18 protein-coding genes are annotated in these 21,804 nt (G+C 44.8%); 3 read left to right on the top strand and 15 right to left on the bottom strand.

Features of this window, described 5'->3' with window-relative positions; genetic code table 11:
• Positions 1–114 precede the first annotated feature (114 nt).
• The 5 genes from prfB to MMY95_RS08000 all read right to left on the bottom strand — a co-directional run bounded on the left by prfB (position 115) and on the right by MMY95_RS08000 (position 6,773).
• Positions 115–1,231 (bottom strand): peptide chain release factor 2 gene (gene prfB, locus MMY95_RS08020; protein WP_097558200.1). Its coding sequence is split into 2 segments (ribosomal slippage): positions 115–1,158 and positions 1,160–1,231, totalling 1,116 coding nucleotides; the frame shifts between segments, so codons are not numbered across the junction.
• A gap of 105 nt (positions 1,232–1,336) precedes the next feature.
• Positions 1,337–3,700 (bottom strand): preprotein translocase subunit SecA, encoded by a 2,364-nt coding sequence (gene secA, locus MMY95_RS08015; protein WP_003646073.1) that lies wholly within the window; start codon positions 3,698–3,700, stop codon positions 1,337–1,339.
• A gap of 386 nt (positions 3,701–4,086) precedes the next feature.
• A complete protein-coding gene (raiA, locus tag MMY95_RS08010) occupies positions 4,087–4,653 on the bottom strand; it encodes a ribosome-associated translation inhibitor RaiA (RefSeq protein ID WP_003637821.1) in 567 nt (188 codons plus the stop codon).
• A 133-nt stretch (positions 4,654–4,786) separates the two neighbouring features.
• Complete coding sequence (locus MMY95_RS08005; RefSeq protein WP_003643951.1) at positions 4,787–5,461, bottom strand: ComF family protein; 675 nt, start codon at positions 5,459–5,461, stop codon at positions 4,787–4,789.
• Positions 5,421–6,773 carry a helicase-related protein gene (locus MMY95_RS08000; protein ID WP_016526950.1) on the bottom strand — a complete coding sequence of 451 codons (1,353 nt, stop codon included), beginning with the start codon at positions 6,771–6,773 and terminating at the stop codon, positions 5,421–5,423. The genes MMY95_RS08005 and MMY95_RS08000 overlap by 41 nt, the downstream gene beginning before the upstream one ends.
• A 66-nt stretch (positions 6,774–6,839) precedes the next feature.
• Between MMY95_RS08000 and MMY95_RS07995 the strand changes: the two genes are divergently transcribed.
• On the top strand, positions 6,840–7,487 hold the full coding sequence (locus tag MMY95_RS07995; protein ID WP_003640991.1) for a YigZ family protein: 648 nt from the start codon (positions 6,840–6,842) through the stop codon (positions 7,485–7,487).
• Positions 7,488–7,677: 190 nt separating this feature from the next.
• On the opposite strand, the gene MMY95_RS07990 is transcribed toward MMY95_RS07995, so the two are convergent.
• The 5 genes from MMY95_RS07990 to groES all read right to left on the bottom strand — a co-directional run bounded on the left by MMY95_RS07990 (position 7,678) and on the right by groES (position 14,268).
• Complete coding sequence (locus MMY95_RS07990) at positions 7,678–8,580, bottom strand: phosphate ABC transporter substrate-binding protein (RefSeq protein ID WP_054519020.1); 903 nt, start codon at positions 8,578–8,580, stop codon at positions 7,678–7,680.
• Positions 8,581–8,904: 324 nt separating this feature from the next.
• The gene (locus MMY95_RS07985; RefSeq protein WP_003640988.1) at positions 8,905–10,002 is read right to left on the bottom strand and encodes an MraY family glycosyltransferase; all 1,098 of its coding nucleotides are present in this window, start codon (positions 10,000–10,002) and stop codon (positions 8,905–8,907) included.
• Between the two features lie 215 nt (positions 10,003–10,217).
• Entirely contained in the window at positions 10,218–12,053 is a 1,836-nt protein-coding gene (locus tag MMY95_RS07980; protein ID WP_003646071.1) for an APC family permease, read from the bottom strand.
• A 249-nt stretch (positions 12,054–12,302) separates the two neighbouring features.
• Positions 12,303–13,928, bottom strand: coding sequence for a chaperonin GroEL (gene groL, locus MMY95_RS07975; RefSeq protein WP_003640986.1), 1,626 nt, complete (start codon positions 13,926–13,928; stop codon positions 12,303–12,305).
• Between the two features lie 55 nt (positions 13,929–13,983).
• Positions 13,984–14,268 carry a co-chaperone GroES gene (gene groES / locus MMY95_RS07970; protein WP_003640985.1) on the bottom strand — a complete coding sequence of 95 codons (285 nt, stop codon included), beginning with the start codon at positions 14,266–14,268 and terminating at the stop codon, positions 13,984–13,986.
• A gap of 192 nt (positions 14,269–14,460) precedes the next feature.
• Here groES and MMY95_RS07965 point away from each other — a divergent pair, with 192 nt between their 5' ends.
• On the top strand, positions 14,461–15,105 hold the full coding sequence (locus MMY95_RS07965) for a type II CAAX endopeptidase family protein (RefSeq protein WP_003640984.1): 645 nt from the start codon (positions 14,461–14,463) through the stop codon (positions 15,103–15,105).
• Between the two features lie 164 nt (positions 15,106–15,269).
• On the opposite strand, the gene MMY95_RS07960 is transcribed toward MMY95_RS07965, so the two are convergent.
• Positions 15,270–15,947 carry a redox-sensing transcriptional repressor Rex gene (locus MMY95_RS07960; RefSeq protein WP_003640983.1) on the bottom strand — a complete coding sequence of 226 codons (678 nt, stop codon included), beginning with the start codon at positions 15,945–15,947 and terminating at the stop codon, positions 15,270–15,272.
• Positions 15,948–16,115: 168 nt separating this feature from the next.
• Here MMY95_RS07960 and MMY95_RS07955 point away from each other — a divergent pair, with 168 nt between their 5' ends.
• Positions 16,116–18,098 (top strand): ABC-F family ATP-binding cassette domain-containing protein, encoded by a 1,983-nt coding sequence (locus MMY95_RS07955; RefSeq protein WP_054519018.1) that lies wholly within the window; start codon positions 16,116–16,118, stop codon positions 18,096–18,098.
• Positions 18,099–18,874: 776 nt separating this feature from the next.
• Here MMY95_RS07955 and tsaD read toward each other — a convergent pair.
• The 4 genes from tsaD to tsaB are packed head-to-tail and all read right to left on the bottom strand — an operon-like array spanning position 18,875 to position 21,661.
• On the bottom strand, positions 18,875–19,921 hold the full coding sequence (gene tsaD, locus MMY95_RS07950) for a tRNA (adenosine(37)-N6)-threonylcarbamoyltransferase complex transferase subunit TsaD (protein ID WP_003640980.1): 1,047 nt from the start codon (positions 19,919–19,921) through the stop codon (positions 18,875–18,877).
• 4 nt (positions 19,922–19,925) lie between these two features.
• Positions 19,926–20,381, bottom strand: a complete 456-nt coding sequence (gene rimI, locus MMY95_RS07945) for a ribosomal protein S18-alanine N-acetyltransferase (protein WP_003640979.1) — start codon at positions 20,379–20,381, stop codon at positions 19,926–19,928.
• Positions 20,374–20,952: a ribosomal protein S18-alanine N-acetyltransferase gene (gene rimI / locus MMY95_RS07940; RefSeq protein ID WP_011101142.1), complete on the bottom strand. Its 579-nt coding sequence runs from the start codon at positions 20,950–20,952 to the stop codon at positions 20,374–20,376. Before rimI (MMY95_RS07940) ends, rimI (MMY95_RS07945) begins: the two co-directional genes overlap by 8 nt.
• Positions 20,936–21,661, bottom strand: a complete 726-nt coding sequence (gene tsaB / locus MMY95_RS07935) for a tRNA (adenosine(37)-N6)-threonylcarbamoyltransferase complex dimerization subunit type 1 TsaB (protein ID WP_003640977.1) — start codon at positions 21,659–21,661, stop codon at positions 20,936–20,938. The genes rimI (MMY95_RS07940) and tsaB overlap by 17 nt, the downstream gene beginning before the upstream one ends.
• Positions 21,662–21,804 lie beyond the last annotated feature (143 nt).

The raw sequence follows: 21,804 nt of genomic DNA, 5'->3' as shown, positions 1-21,804 counted from the left end.
GTCTACATTGCCTCAATTTGCATCTTACTTAAGTAGTTTTAAGACGGACCCTAGTAGCCAAAAAAATACTAAGACGACCTGCGCAATGATAGGTCACCTTAGTATTTGTGCAATCTATTGCGGATTACGTTGGGCTAATTTCCATTGTAAGTAAGCATCCATAAACGGATCAAGATCACCATCCATGACAGCCTGACCATCATGTGATTCATAATTAGTCCGGTGATCCTTGATCATCGTATACGGATGAAAAACGTAGGAGCGAATTTGTGAGCCCCACCCAATGTCCATTTGCTCACCTTGGATGGCCGCCCGTTCCTTAGCCTTCTTCTCTTCTTCACGTTCGTACAACTTCGCTCGCAACATGTTCAATGCTGTTTGTCGGTTCTGTAATTGTGAACGTTGTGCTTGACTGGCAACGACGATTCCCGTTGGCACGTGGGTAATCCGAACCGCTGAAGAAGTCTTGTTGACATGTTGTCCACCGGCCCCACTGGCTCGATAAACGTCAATCTTCAAATCTTCAGGTCGAATATCAACATCCACGGTATCATCTAACTCAGGCATCACATCAACACTCGCAAAAGATGTGTGGCGCCGACCAGCCGCATCGAACGGCGAAATCCGAACAAGACGATGAACCCCTTTTTCTGACCGCAAATAACCATAAGCATTGTGCCCGCTAATTAATAAAGTCACACTCTTAATGCCTGCCTCATCACCAGCTTGGTAGTCAACAGTCTCGACTTTGAAATTGTGACTCGCAGCCCAGCGCGTGTACATTCTTAGTAGCATCGCACCCCAATCTTGGGATTCGGTCCCACCAGCTCCGGGATGGATTTCTAAAATAGCATTATTGCGGTCGTACGGACCGTCCAAAAGTAAGTTGAGCCGGTACTGTTGTAAATCATGTTCAGCGTGCTGAAAGTCCGTTTCAAACTCAGCCTGCATCTCAGCATCGGGTTCCTCACTCAGTAACTCATAAGCGACTGCCAAGTCACCGACTTCATCAGCTAATTGCTTAAACGTATCATACTTTCCTTTCAACACGTTATTCTCATCGATGACTTTCTGGGCGGCAGCCTGGTCGTCCCAAAAACCGGGTTCGGCCATTCGAGCTTCATTTTCTTGAATGCTTTCGTTCAAAGCATCTAAGTCAAAGCGACCCCCTAAAGTCGTCGACAGCACTTTGCATTTCTTCAATCAGGTGTTTATATTCACTTAATTCCACAAAGGACCCTTCTTTCAACTTATTTATTAATTATTTAATATCTGGTTTAACTGTAAAACGAGCCTAAGACCTTAGTCTTAGACTCGCTAGCACTAACGTTAAATTTTAACGCTGAATATTTTGGCGAATTTCAGACTTCATGAAGAGTCGCGTCGTATCATAATCAATATCCGCAACCATTTCTTCAAACATCTGGTAACCGTCTCGTTGATATTCAACTAACGGATTCAATTGACCATAGCCCCGTAAACCGATCGATTGCCGTAATTGATCCATCGCATCAATGTGATCCGTCCAATGAGAATCGACCACTCGCAGAATAACGACTTTTTCAAATTCTAGCATCTGACCCGCATCGTAAAGCTGTTTAGCCTTGTCCGCATAAATCTTATCGACCCGGTCCATCAAGTAAGCTTCAACCTCTGCTGGCGACTTACCTTTCAAGTCAGCCACACTAATTGAATCTTCCTTCACCATAGCAGCTTGGGCAAAGTCAACAACTGCATCTAAATCCCAGTCCTTGGCATCGCCTTGCATGTGTAACTGAACGGTCCGTTCAACGGTCCGCTTGATCATTGGCATGATAACGGGCTTTAAAGATTTTTCTTCCATAATGACTTGTTGCCGCTCGCCGTAAATCACTTCACGTTGAGCCCGCATAACATCATCATATTGTAGAACGTTCTTCCGGGAGTCATAGTTGTTCCCTTCAACCCGTTTTTGAGCGGACTCAACCTGTCGAGTAATCATCCGTGATTGAATAACCGCATCATCATCTTCAACATTCATCCGTTGCAGGAAGTTCTTGATTCGTTCTGAACCGAACCGTAGCATCAAATCGTCTTCAAGTGAGAGGTAGAATTGTGACATACCAGGATCACCTTGACGACCAGCACGGCCCCGCAATTGGTTATCGATCCGGCGGGACTCATGACGTTCAGTCCCAATAACGGCGAGCCCCCCGACTTCTTTGACACCAGGTCCCAACTTGATATCGGTCCCCCGACCAGCCATGTTGGTGGCAATGGTAACCGCACCACGTTGACCGGCGTTTGCAACAATGTCAGCTTCCTTCGCATGGTTCTTGGCGTTCAAGACCACGTGTGGAATGTTTTCCTCATCCAAACGATGCGATAAGTATTCTGACGTTTCCACGGCAACGGTCCCAATTAACATTGGTTGGCCCTTTTCATGGAGCTGTTTGATTTCTTTAACGACCGCGTTGAATTTGCTTTGTAACGTTGGGTAAAGCAAATCTGAACGGTCATCACGAATCATCGGGCGGTTTGTTGGAATCGTAATAACTTCCATGTTATAGATTTCGCGGAATTCTTCTTGTTCCGTCTTGGCCGTCCCAGTCATCCCAGATAACTTTTTGTACATCCGGAATAAGTTTTGGTACGTGATATTTGCCATCGTCTTGGTTTCTTCTTGAATCTCAACGTGTTCCTTAGCTTCAATTGCTTGGTGTAACCCGTCTGAGAACCGCCGACCATCCATGATCCGCCCCGTAAAGGAATCAACGATCAACGCCTGACCGTCTGAAATCACGTAGTCTTTATCTTTCAACATGATGTAGTTCGCACGCAAAGCTTCATCCAAGTAATGGTTCAACGCCGTATTATCAGTATCGTAAAGGTTTTCCAAGCCAAAGTATTTTTCAGCCTTCCGAATCCCTTCGTCTAATAATGCGACCGTCTTAGATTCCAAGTCAACCTTGTAATCTTCATCCTTCTTCAACGTCTTAGCAAAACGGTCAGCCCGCTTATACATTCCCGTTGTACCTTCTGATTGACCAGAAATAATCAATGGTGTCCGGGCTTCATCAATTAGGATTGAGTCAACTTCATCAATGATGGCAAAATTAAGTGGTCGTTGCACCATGTCTTCACGGTAGACCACCATGTTATCACGTAAGTAATCGAACCCAATTTCACCGTTCGTCGAATAAGTAATATCGGCGTTATAAGCGGCACGCTTTTCTTCAGGCGACTTTTCAGCCCCGTTGATTCCGACGCTCATCCCTAACCAGTTATACAGTTCACCCATTTCAGTCGCATCACGCGCTGATAAGTATTCATTAACTGTCACAACGTGAACACCCTTACCAGAGATGGCATTCAAATAAACTGGCATAGTGGCCGTTAAGGTCTTCCCTTCACCAGTCTTCATTTCAGCAATGTCACCTTGATGCAAAACGATTCCACCGAGGATTTGAACGTGGAATGGGTATAAACCAAGTACCCGCTTCGCACCTTCACGCGCCGTTGCAAATGCTTCGGGCAGCAAATCGTCGAGCGATTCGCCCTCCTTGTACCGTTCACGAAATTCTGGGGTCTTCGCTTGCAAGTCAGCATCACTTAACTTGCCGTATTCGTCGGCATAAGCTTCAACTTTATTAGCAATCTTATCCAGACGCCGAATAGTCCGCTTGTCGCTTTCAACCCAGCGTTTTAAAATGTTGGCCATTTACGTATCCTCTCCAAATAATTAATCTTAATTTTAATTTCAATTGTCCATTTCAAAATAAAATACCATCTGTCATTTTACCATTATTTACTAGCAATGAAAACCACAGGCCCCTATGTAACCGATACCGTCGACCGTTTTATTTACATCCTTAACTAAATATTAGTCTTTAACCACAGCCCAACAATCACTGACCCGTGTTCTTTAATTCTATCAATATTTGCTTAACTGTCTTGAGTCGCTGGCAAAAACGTGCCGTGAGTCGAACTTCAGCTTACTAACGCGGGCTAAGTCACTCTCATGATCACAATATGTTATACGGGCGTTCCGGGATAAAAATAAAGAACTGGTCAACTGACCAGTCCTTATAAGTTGCGCTTTTAAAATTAGTGATTGTCGTCGGTTTCAATCAAACCGTAACGACCATCGTTACGCCGATAGACGATGTTAATTGCGTCCGTTTCCGCGTCTTCGTAGATAAAGAAGTCATGGCCGAGCATATCCATTTGCAGAATCGCTTCTTCATTATCCATTGGCTTTAAAGCCACTCGCTTCGTACGTACAACGTCTAACTTATCGTCCTGATCATTGTCGGCAGCGGCAACTGTTTCATCAGTCGCTGCAAAATCAATCGCTTTATAACCCTTTTCACGGGATTTGCGGTTAACTTTAGTTTTATACTTGCGGATTTGGCGTTCCAACTTGTCAGTAACCAAATCAACACTAGCATACATATCAGGAGAAGTTTCTTCTGCCCGGAGAACTAAATAGGGAAGTGGAATGGTGACTTCGACTTTAGCCGTCTTGTCTGGGTGAACTTTTAAGTTGACATGGGCAATTGAGTCAACATTATTGTCAAAGTACTTCTGTAACTTACCCACCCGTTTTTGAACGTAGTCCCGAATTGCTTGGGTCACTTCGATATTTTCACCGCGAATATTAAAATTTAGCATAGATCTTCTCTCCCTTCACACACATTGCTGTGTACCCAAAGTAATTAAAGGACCACTCTTTAATTACTTTGCTTAAATTCATTATAATAGAAAGCGCTATAATAAACAATCCAAATACCACTTTCCCTCGAAATTAACGTGCTAGCGTTAGCCCCGTCACGCTCTTGGCACCGTTTTCCAAAAGTAGCGTTGCCGCGTGGCGCATCGTTCGGCCGGTAGTATAGATGTCATCTACTAATAATACCCGCCGGCCGGCCAAAATCGTATTAGGAGCCATCTTGAATGGTTGTGGTGTTCTCAACCGCGCTTGCCGGTCTTTCTTAGATTGTGGCACTGACTTCGCTGTTGCCTGGGTCATTAACCCGGGCGCGAGGGGTGCGGCTAACCAGCCGGCAACTTGATTAAAGCCCCGTGTTTGCAATGTTGTGGGCGTGACAGGTACCACTAAGCATATCTCAGCACACCGTTGTACCACTGCTTGTTGCATGATCTTCGCAAAAACTTGGCGTAATTGATAATCACCCTGAAATTTATAGCGTTGAAAATAATCATGCATCGCATCATTATATTCGAACAACGCCTCGTTATGAAAGGGACCGATTTCAGGCCACCGCTGACAATCTGTACACGGTTGTGGTCGTTTTTGAGCACGTCCACATTTGGAACATGCCGTTGCCCGATCGATGCGTACAAATTGCCGCCAACAAACCGAGCAGACGACCGGCCGCATAACCGGCTGCCAACTAAGAATCCAGGGCAACGTAAACTTAGTCGTGATAATGTTGTGACACAGTAGGCATGCTAGCACGTAATTGTCGCCCCTTTCGATTGATCACCCGAATCTGGCGCTGAGCGCGTTTGATATTGCGGCTATGACTGTGACAAATAAACCAGACGAGGCCAGTCGGACGCTCACTGCTGCGTCCGACCCGTCCTGCAATCTGGACGAGGGCCGCCGTAGAAAACACTTCGTCGTCCGCACCAAGCACAATCACATCGATTCCCGGAAACGTCACCCCTCGTTCCAATATCGTCGTCGTAACTAAGTATTGAAACTGCTGGTTCCGCATTTGTTGAACCTTAGTCAGTCGCTCAGGATCGGCTGAGTACACCGTCTCTCCGGTCATATGGGGAAAATAGTGTTGGAGTACCGCAAACACTGGCGCTAATTGTTGGATGCGCGGGACAAATAGTAAAAAGCGCTGGTGCTGTTGTTGATACTGTTGGAGTTGCCGGATAAGGTCTCGTGGTAATTTTCCTTGTTGCAACAGCCGAGCCCAATTTGGCTGTAGCTTAACCTTAATTGCCGGTAATAAATGTTGGTGAAACCGCAATGGTAAATAACTGATTGCAAGCTCACCACGATGAACTTGGGACAACAAACTTTGGCTGGGCGTCGCGGTCAAATAAAGAATGGCCCCCTCCACCTTAGCTGCCTGATTCACTGCAAACGCCAAACGGGGATTGGCAGCAAACGGAAACGCGTCAACTTCATCAATGATCAATACGTCAAACGCCTGACGAAAACGTAGCAATTGATGCGTCGTACAAATCGTCAGCTGCGTATACTGATAGGGATCGGGATTGCGGCCATGTAGCACAGCAATTTGAACATCAGCAAAGGCCGCCTGGAGCCGGGGTGCTAACTCTAAGCAAACATCGACTCGTGGTGAAGCAATGGCGACCCGCCACTGATGCGCTAACGCCCACGCAATACCTGGAAACAGCATTTCAGTTTTTCCAGCTCCCGTCACCGCCCATAATAATTGCCGTTTATGCGCCATGAAGTTAGCTTTGATTGATTGCGCGCAGTCCGCTTGCTGGGGCGTTAGGGTTCCTTGCCACGTGCAAACCGGGACCGTTGCAAAAGCATTCGGTTCTGGCATATGATAGAGTTTAACTAGTGTACTCACTCGACCTAAATTTAAACATTGATAACAGTAATATTGCTGATTGGGTAATTGGGCTCGCAGTCGGTCCAAGTGACTGCCGCAACGCTGACAGATAATTTGATGTTCATCAACCTGCATGGCTGGCAGTATCTGCGTGCCAGCAGGTACTGCGGCAGCCTCATTTGCAGATAATGCGAGCTGACGACCGTATAAGACTTGTGCTTCCATCGTGCGCACCTCCTTAGTTATCAAGTACGCCATTTAACGATTTATTCACGAAAGGAACCGATTAATTTGACTAAACCCTACTACACCATCACCCAAGACACGGTATTTGAACAAACCATCAAAAAGTCTCGCTTCATCGCTCATCTATACCGCATCAGTGACGAAGTGGATGCTCAAGCTAAGATTGCCGCTGTTCGAGCAGATAATCCTAAGGCCAACCACAACTGTTTCGCCTACATGCTTGGTGATGATGATCATATTCAGCGGATGAGTGATGACGGTGAACCGGTCGGAACTGCGGGCTCACCAATCTTAGAAGTGCTCAAGACCAACGAGCTACACGACGTGCTTGCGGTCGTGACCCGTTATTTTGGTGGTATCAAGCTTGGCGCCGGTGGACTGATCCGAGCTTATAATGGCACCCCCGCGCAAGCAATTGAAGTCAGTGGTAAGGTTCAGCGAATCTTACAAACCCGCATCGCCATCACGCTCGACTATCGTAACGTCGATGCTTTAACCTACTATTTACAACAAAATAAGCTAACGACTCTGAATACCGACTACGGTGTTCAAGTCACACAAATCATCGCAGTCACTCAATCCGAAATTGCAACGATTCAGCAGGACATCACTAACCTCTTGAGCGGTCAAGTTACCTTTTCGGAGCAAGGTGAACAATTTACAGAAATTCCGGTCACTACGCCTGGCAACTAGATTGCTGGTTATATATAATTGGGAGCCTCACAAACTTTGATTGGCAGTCAAAATCGAAACAGCCAACTCGTCTTAACAATAACACCCAGCACTTGAGCCGATGATTTGTTTTTTCATTGTTAAAGTCCGCGTTGCACTAATTGCGGCCCATAAAAAAAGTCGAGCTATCGCTCGACTTTTTGTCTGTTATTTATTTTAAATTAGTGATTGCACCAGATTGGCCACGATCAACCTTCATCGAAGTCAATGGAATATATCCTAATTTCTCAACTAAACTACCTTGAACGGCTTTAGAAGTCATGTAAGTTAAGAAGTTCTTCAACTCCCCAGTTGGTTGCCCCTTAGTATACATGTGTTCATAAGCCCAAATCTTCCACTTGTTCGTCGCTACGTTAGCTTCGGTTGGTTTGACGTTATCAATAGAAAGCGCCTGAACGTCACTCTTAACGTATGAGAATGCTAAGTAACTGATGGCACCAGGCGTGGTGCTAACAATTTTTTGAACGGTCCCATTCGAATCTTGTTCTTGGCTAGTTGCGACCTTCGCGTTGTCTAATCCCCATTTTTCAAACGTCGCCCGGGTCCCACTACCTTGAGCACGGTTAACGACGGTAATCTTTTCGTCCTTACCGCCAACATCTTTCCAGTTAGTGATCTTGCCTTGGAAAATCTTGATAAGTTGTTCTTTTGAAATATTAGTGACACCGGCATCCTTATTAATAACGGGTGCCATCCCCACAACAGCCACTTTATGGTCAACTAACCCTTTGGCGTTTAACCCCTTTTGTTCCTGTGCAAATAAATCAGAGTTCCCAATATTGACTGAACCCTTCGCCACCTGACTTAAGCCTGCTCCTGAACCACCACCCTGAACGTTAATGGTCACGTTAGCATGTTCGTTCTGGTAAGCCTGTCCAGCCTGTTCCACTAATGGTTGTAAAGCGGTTGAACCAGTTGCAACGATCTTAGTAGTCTTGGAACTACCACTACTGCTACTAGTACTCTTCGTACTTGTGGCTGAGCTACTGCCGCAACCAGCTAGTAAAATGGTCATCGTTACTGCCAATGCGCCGAGTGTCAGTGCTTTTTTCATAATTGAAACTCCCCTTCTTCAATTGACTATCAAAATTAAGCAACCAACCCGGCAACCATCATAGCAAAACTGGGTAGGAGTGCTACGACTAGTGATGGAGCAACATCACCATCCGACGGTTACACGTAATTGATTGCTTCGGAACATGCTTAATATTACTAATCGTTTGTAAATTGTGAATGACGATTGTGTAAATTGCTTGTATAGTTTTGGTAAAGTTAAAATTGATGAACCAACTGATGACCAACTAAAAACAGGCATCACCGCTAATCACACGGTAGATGCCTGTAACACTTTAATAATTTTCAATGATTTATTTGGTTTTTAATGATTACTCTTGGAGGTCAAACGCGCGACGGTCCGTTTGATCCAATCCAGTAGCGGTTGCCGATTGTCACCAGCTAATCCGATTGCTTCAACGAATAACTCTAGCCCAAATAATAAACCAATCGTCAATAACACAGAACCCCAAATAGATGAGATCGGATAGAGCAATGAAATAAATGAGAAAATAAGTGCAATCCCATAAATTACCATCACAGTCTGTCGATGGGTCAATCCTAATTGCATCAAGCGGTGGTGCAAATGATGCTTATCCGCTTGCGAAATGGGCTTCTTATTCAGGATCCGTCGAATCATCGCATACACCGTATCCGTAATTGGCACTCCCAGGATCATAACCGGAATACCAACTGAGATTAAGGTGACATTTTTCAATCCAAATAATGAGAACACAGCCGTCATAAAACCGATAAACAACGAACCGGTATCACCGAGATAAATTCTAGCTGGAAAGAAATTATACGGAAGAAAGCCAATCATCGCCGCAACTAAAGTAAAAATCAACAACGAAACGAACATATTAGCATTCAAGAAGAACAACCCGATGATCCCCATGGTACTCAACGAAATAATCGAAACACCGGTAGCTAGCCCATCCAGTCCATCAATTAAGTTCACCGCGTTCGTGATAGCCAGTATCCACAGTAAAGTCACCGGTAAACTCAGCCACTGAAAGTGAATCAGCCCCAGCAACGGGAACGTGAAGGTCGTCATTCGGATACCACCAATAAAGTAGACCTCCAAAGCGGCTAACGTAATCCCTAACATTTTTTGCCGTGGTTTTAGCTCATAAATATCATCGATAACACCAGTCGCAATAATGATCAGCTCACCACCGAGTAGTGCGAAAAAAATGCGACTGGGAAACTGGTGCATGAGATACAACACAGTCGTCCCAACGGTGTAAGAGATAAAAATAGCCAAGCCTCCCATTGTCGGCATTGGAATTTTATTGACCCGTCGTACATTTGGTTTATCCACGGCACCAATTTTAAATGCAAGTTTCCGCACAAACGGCGTCAAGATCGCAGAAAGTATCATGGTCGCCACTAGGCTTACTAGGATTTCAAATCTGATCATTTGTGCGTAACTCCCTTCTCACTCTATTACGATAATTATACAAATCCCAGTGACGCTTGACAACTCGCTTCACTAAAACTTAGTAAAGGCAACACAATTCGTTCACATTTGCCGGTCACTGGGCTGATTAAGTATCTAAATTATAACCTTAGTTACTCATATTATGACACAAAAATAAAAACCCGGTAGCTATACCGGGTTTCAATACTAAGTCACTATTCTTTTAAATGGTAATTATAAGTTGAAACAATAATATTTTCACGAGAATTTAATACCGCTCGTAATCGGAGACTCGTTTGATTATGCAAAATATTCTGCCATGGTTTCTTCGGCACGAATTGTGGGACAAGAACCGTTGTCGAGAAGTTGCGTTCCGCTGCTCGTTTAGCAATCACATCGCAGAATCGTAACGTCGGTGTTGCAATCGACCGATACGACGAATGGATGTCCACGAAACGGACGTCTGGGAAGGTCTCTTTGAACTCTGCCGCCGTCTTGTGTTCCTTTTCAGGGTTCTCATCAAAGGACACGTGCATCGCAATGACGTAATCTCCGATGGATCGCGCGTAGTTGACTGCTTGAGCAGTTACCCGCGTCACATTCGAGACGAGGACGATCACCGTTGCACCGTCATAATCATGAATCGTCGCTTTTTCCTTGGCAACCACGCGTAACTGGGCCGCAACCCGGTTATAGTGCACGTGGATTCGGTAGAACATGTACAGTAAGAGTGGCATAACGATTAAGTATGGCCAAACATTGCCGAAATGTAGCAAGAATAGGAAAATCACTAGGAGAATCGAAATCAACGCCCCAAGTAAGTTTACCGCCGCCTTCATCCACCACCATTGCCCCCGTTCGCGGAACCAATGAATAATCATACCAGATTGCGACAAAGTAAATGGGACAAAGACCCCCACCGCATAAAGTGGAATCAAAAGCGTCGTCTTCCCATGAAAGATAAAGATCAACGCAATTGCCCCGACCGCCAATGAGATAATCCCATTGGAGTAGCCCAAGCGGTCCCCACGATCCATGTAAGCATGTGGTAGAAATTTATCTTTAGCCAAGTTATAAGCTAAAATTGGAAAGGCTGAAAAACCAGTATTTGCCGCAACGGCCAGAATTAACGCCGTCGATAATTGTAACAAGTAGTAGAATAAGCCGTGACCAAAGACCGCCGTAGCAATTTGTGACAAGACGGTATTGTCTACTTGTGGTTTAACGCCTAAGTAATAACTTAAATAAGTAATACCACCAAAGAAGACGGCCAAGACTAATGACATAATTGCTAACGTGTTCGCCGCATTCTTGCGTTTCGGTCGTTTGAAGTTTGGCACCGCATTACTGATTGCTTCCACCCCAGTCAGCGAAGACGAACCGGAAGAAAAGGCCCGTAAGAACAGCACCAAGGTCATCCCTTGAACCGGTGCTCCAACTGCTGCGGAGGCGTGGTAAGTTAAGTTACCACTCGCAATATTCATAACGCCCCATAGAATCATGCCGATAATCATAATAATGAAAAAATAAACGGGAAACGTTAAGAATGATGCGGATTCGCGCATTCCACGCAAATTTAACGCCATGATGGCGATGACAATCAGTACGGCAATCAATACTTGATAATTAGCTAGCGCCGGAATCGCCGACGTGATTGCTTCAGTACCAGAAGTGACGGAAACCGCTACGGTCAGCATATAATCAACCAGCAGTGATCCCCCGGCAACTAATCCGGCTGGCCGCCCCCAGTTCGTACTTGCCACCACGTAGGCGCCACCGCCAGATGGATAAGCCCGAATAATTTGTCGGTACGACATCGTAATAGCAAACAACAGCACTAACACAAGCGCCGCCACGTACAATTGATACATCAACGCGGCCGCTGAAAGTGTAATCAAAACGGTCGTAATCTGTTCAGTACCGTAAGCCACCGATGATAGCGCATCTGACGATAGCAGCGCCAGTGCCTTGAACTTGGTGAGTGCTTGCCCACCCTCGTCCATGGTTTTTAACGGTTTCCCAATAACTAACCGCTTTAAATAACGCCACATGATAATAACTCCTTTATTCCAAAATAATTATCCCAAAGTAAACTGAGTCAAAGTAGATTCTACTACTTTACCCTGCCAAATACTACCAGTTAAATGTCGGGTGCTTCACCGCACCCACATTTTGCGTTAACGACTAATCCTACCGCTCTAATATGGATAAATCAATACCTTTATTCTAGTCGATTCACACCCTAACAGCACTAAAAAAGCACTTACTCAGCCGAGTAAGTGCTTAATGTTACGATTTGTTTACATCATACCGCCCATACCTGGGTTTGGTGCGGCTGGTGCAGCTGGTGCATTTTCTTCAGGTTTTTCAGCGACAACGGCTTCAGTCGTTAAGAGAAGGGCTGAAACAGAAGCGGCATTTTGTAAAGCAGAACGCGTTACCTTAGTTGGGTCCACGATACCAGCTTTGATCATGTCAACCCATTCATCAGTTGCGGCGTTGAAACCAACACCTGGCTTTTGTTCCTTCATCTTTTCAACGATAACAGAGCCTTCCAAACCAGCATTTTCAGCGATTTGGCGAACTGGTTCTTCCAAAGCACGTTTAACAATGTTGATCCCAGTTTGAACGTCACCAGTTTCCTTCAATGCAGCAACATCTTTGATAACGTTAATCAAAGCAGTACCACCACCAGCAACAAAGCCTTCTTCAACGGCGGCCCGAGTTGCGTTCAAAGCATCTTCAATCCGGTATTTACGTTCCTTCAATTCAGTTTCAGTAGCGGCACCGACACGAACAACGGCAACCCCACCAGCTAATTTAGCTAAACGTTCTTGTAACTTTTCTTTGTCAAAGTCAGAAGTTGTTTCACCGATTTGGTTACGGATAAATTCAACCCGTTCTGAGATAGCATCCTTGGAACCAGCGCCTTCAACAATGGTGGTGTTATCCTTAGTAACCGTAACTTTGTTGGCTTGACCTAATTGATCGATGGTCGTGTCCTTCAATTCAAGGCCAAGGTCGTCAGTGATAACCGTCCCGCCAGTTAAGATAGCGATATCTTGTAATTGTTCCTTACGCCGATCACCAAAACCGGGTGCCTTAACGGCGACAACGTTAAACGTCCCACGCATCTTGTTCAAGACTAAGGTTGGTAAAGCTTCACCAGAAATGTCATCAGCAATGATCAACAATGGCTTGCCTTGTTCAACGATGGATTGTAATAGTGGTAAGATATCTTGAATGTTTGAAATCTTCTTATCAGTAATTAAGATATATGGATTGTCAAGATCCGCCTCCATCTTATCATTATCAGTAACCATGTATTGTGATAAGTAGCCGCGGTCGAATTGCATCCCTTCAACAACGTCTAAGCTAGTATCAACACCACGTGATTCTTCAATCGTGATAACACCGTCATGACCAACTTTTTCCATGGCTTCGGCAATCAATTTACCAGTTTCTTCACTTGCTGAAGATACAGAAGCGATTTGCGCAATATCTTCTTGCGTCTTAACTTCGTGTGCCATAGCGTGTAATGAGTCAACCGCCGTCTTAGTAGCTTCTTCAATCCCACGACGAATGCCAACAGGGTTAGCACCGGCCGTAACGTTCTTCATACCTTCATTAACGATTGATTGTGTTAAGACCGTTGCAGTAGTCGTCCCATCACCAGCGATGTCATTAGTCTTTGAAGCAACTTCAGAAACTAACTTAGCACCCATGTTTTCGAAATGATCGTCTAATTCGATCGCCTTAGCAATCGTTACACCATCATTAGTAATTGTTGGTGAACCATATGATTGTTCCAAAACAACGTTGCGACCCTTAGGACCTAACGTTGACTTAACTGTGTCAGCTAATTGATCGACACCTTTTAGCATCGCTGAACGTGCATCTTCAGAGAACTTTAATTCTTTAGCCATTATCTCTATTCACCTCATGAATTTAATTTATTTTAAGTTGCGCAATTTAAATGGATTAGTCTTCGATTGCAACAATATCTTTTTCGTGCAATACCAAATACTTAGCACCTTGATACTTGACTTCGGTACCGGCATACTTATCGAATAATACTTGATCGCCGACCTTCACGCTGGGGTCAACTTTTGTCCCGTTATCTAAAACACGACCGTCATTGACGGCAACAACCTTACCGCTTTGGGGCTTTTCCTTAGCGTTATTGGCAATGACAATACCGCCAATTGTTTGTTCTTCTTCTTCTTGTTGTTGCAAGATAACGCGATCTCCTAATGGTTTTAACACGTGAATCCCTCCATTTATTCTTTTTTAGCACTCCTCAACCTCAAGTGCTAATTACATTGTCAACTATATCATTTTAATTCAAGATTGCAAGTGATTTGTCAATTATTAGTCAAAGAATGTCAAATCGACTATAATGAATACTATTGAAGTATCAATAAATCTTAAATCAAACTTTTAAAAGGACGTGACTTGATGGTTAATCGCCGCCAATCAATCTTTATTCTTATCATCTACTTTATTATTTACGCACTACCGAGCGTCCTTGTGACTGCTTTCCATCAGCTAGGGGCCCAAGTATTCGTGATTCAAACGGTCGACTACTTAGTCGGTGCAATCCTACTCATCTGGTTGGCGAGTCGCATGCGGACAAAAAACGTTGTTGAAAAACAACCAAGTAACTGGTTCATGACGTTCATCTGGGGATTGATCGGTCTTGTCCTAGTCATCGTTGGTCAAGTCATCATTTTAAAAATGACGGCTTTACTGGGACAGTCAACAGCGTCAACCAACACGACCACCCTCTTAACTGTTGGGCAACAATATCCCGCTTTCTTCTTAGCCATCATTGTCGGTGCCCCGATTATGGAAGAAATCGTCTTCCGCAAAGTTATCTTTGGCAATCTAAGTGCGGTTACTGGTCAGATTGGAGCGGCCTTGATTTCTAGTGTGCTATTTAGCTTTGCACATGCGGATGGTCACTTTATCCTCTATGCCTTTATCGGGTTATTATTCTGCTGGTTATACCAGCACACCGGTCGGATTCAAACATCGATGACGGCTCACATCCTAATGAACGCATCGGTTGTGTTACCCACATTATTAGGCTTACTGCACTAGTATCATTACTAGGTAGCGCTAACCTAGCGTTTCAACGTTAATTTTCACCGAATATTTATACGTTACAATCAATGATTCGTGATCTAAGTATGTTAAAAAGGCTTCCCTGAATAATTCAGAGAGGCCTTTTTATAGCCATTTAATTTCAAAGATAAAGCGAGTTATTAATCTTCAGTCTCATTTTCATCGTCATTACCATTGTCACCTAATTGCTGACCGTAATGTTCAATGAAGTAGATCAATGTTTGTAATTCGTTGGTCAAATCAACGTTCTGAACCCGTACTGTCTCAGGAACGGAGATTCGTAACGGCGTAAAGTTCATGATTCCTTTGACGTTTGCATCAACCAAGTCATCGGTAATTTTCTGAACAACCGTGGTTGGCACCGTTAAGATAGCAATCTCAATCTGTTGTTCGATCAATTGCTTTTTGAGCTCCGTCATTGGGTACACTGGAACCCCACTTTGGACTGTATTGGCAATCGCCTCGTTGACATCAAATGCTGCTGAAATGCGGACATTACTGTTTTTGTGAAAATTAAAGTTCAGTAGGGCGTGGCCCAAATTACCGACCCCAATTAAAGCAACATTCGTTAAGGTGTCTTGATTTAAAATCTTTTTGAAAAATGCAAGTAACGTTTCAACATCGTATCCATACCCTCGTTTGCCGAGCGCCCCAAAATACGAGAAATCTCGCCGAATCGTTGCTGAATCTACTTTAACCGCCTCGGACAACTCGGTCGATGAGACCCGCTTCTTATCTGCATCTAGCAAGATATTTAAATAGCGGTAATAAATCGGTAACCGTTTTGCCGTTGCCCGTGGAATTTTTGTTTCTGCCATTCGGACGTGTCCTCCTAATTAAAAGTTTGTGAATTTGCTGACACTATTCTAGCATAACGCGTGACTTTGTGAAATAATAATTACTTATTATTCCGAATAATTGGGTCAGGCCGTTACAATATGCTACAATTATGTCACGAATTAAATGTGAAAGGAGCTTAATAAAGCGTGATTTTACTACAAGTACAGCAAGTTATGCGGCGTTTTGGCGCCGATGTCTTGTTCGATAACGTACAAATGGATATTCAAGAACACGCTCGGGTGGCCCTTGTCGGTCGAAACGGGGCCGGAAAATCAACCTTACTTAAAATGATTGCCGGCGAAACGGTACCGGACGAAGGCCATATTTCAATGCGCAAGGGCTTAACAATCGGTTACTTGGCGCAAGACCAAGGACTGGATAGTAACAATACGATTTGGGAAGAAATGAGTAGTGTCTTTGCTGAGTTACATGCCATCGAAAAACGGATGCACCAGCTCGAAAATCAATTGAGCGACCCCGCAATCATGAATGATGAGCAGGCTTATCAACAGACCCTGAAAACCTATGATCAGATTCAAACTGAATTTCAACAAAAAAACGGGTACGGCTACCAAGCTGAGATTCGGGGCGTGTTGCACGGCTTCCAATTCGACGCCGATGTGTACGATAAGTCGGTGACGGCACTATCCGGTGGACAAAAGACCCAGTTGGCCTTGGCCAAGTTGTTACTTGAAAAACGGGACTTGCTTATCCTTGACGAACCGACGAACCACTTGGACGTCGAAACCCTTACTTGGTTGGAAAGCTATCTCCAGTCTTACTCTGGTGCGCTGCTAATCGTTAGCCATGACCGTTATTTCTTAGACCGGGTCGTTAACGAAGTCTATGACTTATCACACCATGAAATGGTGCACTACACTGGTAACTACGACCAGTTTGTGCAAGAAAAAGCGGCTCGAATCCAAGCACAATGGAAACATTATGAAAAGCAACAAGCGGAGATCAGCAAGCTTGAAGACTTTGTTAATCGTAACATCGTGCGTGCTTCTACGACAAAACGGGCCCAGGCTCGGCGTAAGCAGTTAGCAAAGATGGACTGCCTTGACCGCCCTGATAGTGACGAGAAGACTGCCCACTTTGGCTTTCATGCGGCTAAACAAAGCGGCAACATTGTGTTGACCGTCAAAGATGCAGCCGTGGGCTATGATGGTCAGATTCTTTCGGAACCCGACAACTTGAATATTAAGAAACATGAAGCTATTGCCATCGTTGGACCGAACGGTATTGGAAAATCGACTTTCCTAAAGAGTATTTTGGGACAGATTCCATTCATTAAAGGCCAGGCCGTTTTTGGCACCAACGTCGTTACGGGCTACTACGATCAAGAGCAACGTAATTTAAACGACAAAAAAACCGTCCTCAGTGAACTTTGGGATGAACATCCCACCACTCCTGAAAAAGACATTCGTACCATTTTGGGCAGTTTTCTCTTCACTGGTGAAGATGTTGATAAACCCGTTCATGCCCTATCTGGTGGAGAACGAGCCCGGTTACTGTTGACCAAACTTGCCATGCAAAATGACAACTTCTTAATCTTAGATGAACCAACTAACCACTTGGATATCGATAGCCGTGAAGTTTTGGAAGTCGCCCTCAACGACTTTGACGGCACCCTTTTGTTCGTGTCACATGACCGCTACTTCATTAACCAAGTCGCCACGAGTGTCGTAGAGGTTTCTCCGGAAGGCACGGAACTCTTCTTAGGTGATTACGACTACTACATCGACAAGAAACAAGAGCAAGCTGAAATCGCGGCTGCGGCTGCTAGCCAAGCGGCCGAAAAAGCTGCTGAAGCCGGTGCAGCGGATTCAACCAGTGCCACAACTGCTGCTCCCCGCTCCAAAGGCCAGCAAAATTACCAAGCCAGCAAGCAGCAACAACGTGAAAAACGCAAGCTTGAGCGCTCAGTTGCCGCCCTGGAAGAACAGATGACTGCCTTAGATGAACAAGCCACACAGATTCAAACTGAAATGGCGCAACCTGAAGTATCGGCCGATGTTGGTAAACTACAAGACCTACAAAAAGAACTTGAAGCCATCAATACTCAACAAGAACAAGTTGAAACCGAATGGACCGAACAAGCTGAAGCTTTAGAAGAATTGAGCTAATTTTCCAACGACTCATCAGATAAAAATAATAGTCGCCTCAAGAATTAATATAATTCTTGAGGCGACTATTATTTTGCCCCTATCCGCGGCATAAATCATGATTGAAAGAGGATGATTCCTAGAATCAAAAATGACCAGCTTAAGCCCGCTGGAAACAGTTCAAGTTAGTGTAAACTTGCTTAGTTAGTTCGTCCTACACCGACCTCCAGTCGGGATAGCGTTCGAATGGCTGACAAGGATATACCCAACTTTTGCTGAATTTGTCGTTGTTTTTCATAAACGTTAATTTTATCAATCAACTGTCAGATTGAAAAGGTCTTGTGATAACTCACTATTTCTGAATTACCGTAGTAATAATTGAATATTTCGAAAAAGTGGAGAAGGCACTCTGATATTTAACTTAAAGGGTTCAGTATCAAAATAGCCAACGACAAATTGTACTGAGTTCAGTGGCCGTTCATCAGCCATTCGAGCGGCTTCCCGACTGGAGAGGCTGGGTGACAATGCTCAGTAGCCAAATTATTCTTAGCTGGAAGTGGGTTGCTTCCGGCTTAGAATAAGACTCGTATTTGAGATGACGCGGGTTATGCGTTAGCTCAAATCGACGTCGGCTTACGTTCCAGCAATTGTCACCCAGCCCCGGAGGTCGGAATCGGACGCGCATTGCTGACGAACAGGAATCCACCTAACCGGCACCTTTCAATCATAATTAATGAAAAGATACTAAAACGGGTGTGAAAAGGACTGACTTTTCACACCCGTTTATAACTGCTTCATTACTTCAACATACCTGGCATCCAATCAAATTCTAAGCTTGGATCGGCATTCAGCGCCGCGTCGCCGAATTGGTGATGCTGATATTGAACATAGCCCGCAGCACCAATCATGGCACCATTATCACCGCATAACTTTAGAGGCGCTAAGATTAGTTCGGTGTCAGGAAAAGCGGTTGGTAAATCTTGTTGTAACCGTTCACGTAGCCCCTGATTAGCTGCAACGCCACCGGCTAAGACTAATTGCTTAACTGGATATTGTTTGAGGACTCGTAACGTTTTACTCATCAGAACATCAACCACGCTGGCCTGAAAGCTAGCCGCTAAATCGTTCTTATCCAGAGTCGCGCCAATTTGATCTGCGTGATGGACCGTATTGATGAACGCACTCTTCAGCCCACTAAAACTAAAATCGTAATTATCTTCATCAATCATTGCTCGCGGAAATTTGAAAGTGTCGTGACCTGCATGTGCCATCTCGTCAATGACTTTACCTGCCGGATATGGAACACCCAATACCCGACCGATTTTATCATAAGCTTCTCCAGCCGCATCGTCACGTGTCTCACCAATAATCTCAAACTGCCCATCTGCTTGCATGTAGACCAATTCAGTATGACCGCCAGAAACTAATAGTGCCATTAGCGGAAATTCGAATGGCTTAACAAACCGAGCGGCATAAATGTGCCCGGCCATATGGTTAACTGGAATCAGCGGTAATTGGTGCGCGTATGCCACTGTCTTAGCTGCATTAACACCGACTAACAGTGCCCCCACTAGACCGGGGCCATACGTCACGGCAACAGCATCAAGGTCAGCATACGTCACGTGTGCCTCTTGAAGTGCGGCTTCAATACAAATTGTAATTTGTTCAATATGATGACGGCTGGCAACTTCAGGAACCACGCCACCAAACCGTTTGTGACTATTAATCTGCGTTGCAATCACGTTGGATAAAATCTCATGGCCATCTTTGATCACTGCCACACTAGTCTCGTCACAACTGGACTCAAACGCTAAAATCAAGTTTTGTTTTTCCACGGTTCCCATCCTTTTAATTAATCATTTTACGCATGATCCACGCATCTTCTTCGGGATCATGATAATATTCCTTACGCGTGGCAATCTGGTCAAAGCCGCATTGCTGATACAAGCGCTGGGCGGCGAGATTACTAGCCCGGACTTCTAGGAATACGGACCCTGCCGATAATTGTGCTAAGCAGGCTGTTAATAACCACCGCGCATGCCCTTGACGCTGATAGGCCGGATCAATTGCAATATTCGTAATTTCGGTCTCATCAAGCACTGTCGAGCGGCTGACAAACCCGATCAGTTCATCCTGCCACCGTAATAAATCATAGTGTACCGTTGGTAACGCCATGTCCGCCGCAAACGTCGCTTGCCGCCAAGGTGCGCCACCGGGATATGCTAATGTCGCTAACTGGTAACAAACTTGGACGGCCCGACCCGCGTCAAGCTGCGTACTGGCGACAAGCTGTCGTTCAGTCATCCGTAGCTACCGGAATACGATAAGTCATATCAATAGCATCTTCATGGTCGCCAAAATAGTACCGTTTCTTGATACCAGTCTTTTCAAACCCTAAATCGCGGTAAAGTTGTTGCGCAATCGTATTACTGTAACGAACCTCAAGGGTCACCGTTTGGTAATGCAACTTACGCGCCCGCTTCATCATGACTTGCATCATAAAATGGCCTAGTCCTTGGCCTTGAACATCAGGATGTACAGCAATATTGGTGATATGTGCATCTTGGCGGCGATCATCAAAGACACAACCACAAAAAGCGACGAGGCGATCTTCATGACGCATCACAATATAGAAACGACCGCTCTGTCGGCGAAGTTCCGTCTTAAACGCATTTTCATCCCACGGTGTCTGTCCCGCATATACGGCCCGTTCAATAGCTAGCATCTCGGGCACATCGGTAATCAGTGCGCGTGAGACATAGTAATTGACTTCGCCCACTTTAACGATGTGATTTTGAATGGCCAATACACGTTGGCGACGTTGATTGCCACCGGTGGTCATTTTTTGAAAGTACTCCTTAAATTTTCTCAACATAGGGCGCATGTTCCTTTTCTGGGTGCTTGGCTTGCCAATCACGTTCAGCTTGCGTTAAACGCAAATAGTTCGGCACAAAGTTATGAATTTCACTCACGGGTGTCAGCGTTCGACCCATCAAACCTAGTACTACGGCTTGGGGCAAGTCAAGTTGTGGGGCTGCACGAACGAACTGCTTGGCTAACGATTGCTGCAAAGCATCCGCATATTGATCGACATCCGCGCCGACAAAGGTAATTGGTTCATCATAACTAGCTAATCGTTGGCCCCACTCGGTCACACTGATATGTTGATCAGCGATAACGGCAACTGGACGCTGGTTCTTAATCCGATATAACCCGGCAAAGATGTTGTCACGACGCGCATCAAATAACGGCGCCACTAATTGGCCTTCCGTCACAATGTTGCCAGCTAACACGGCCAAACTCGATACACCAACTAAGGCTTTATCTAATGTAAAGGCAAGTGTTTTAGCAGTCGTCACGCCAATTCGCAACCCCGTATACGACCCTGGTCCGGCAGCAACGACGATCCGGTCTAAATCAGCTGGTGCCAATTTAGCTTGAGCCATGGCTTGTTCAATAATCGGTAATAATGTACTACTGTGGTTACGGCCAACATTAGTGGTCGTTGTGGCCAAGATCTGGGTATCTTCTAATACCGCGACACTCAATGGCCGATTCGAAGTATCAATCGCCAACAACTTCATAATTTTAAAAAACTCCTCATTTTGAATTACTTCACATATCTTATCATAATTTACTTACTTTGAAAGCTTTACGGTAGTAACCAACCAATTCAATCCAGAAACAATCAACAACTATCCTGACCAGTTTCCACTCATACTTACCA

It is taken from the genome of Lactiplantibacillus sp. ME-2, from assembly GCF_022549155.1.
Classification (GTDB): domain Bacteria; phylum Bacillota; class Bacilli; order Lactobacillales; family Lactobacillaceae; genus Lactiplantibacillus; species Lactiplantibacillus plantarum.
This window is presented reverse-complemented; position numbering and strand designations above follow the sequence as displayed.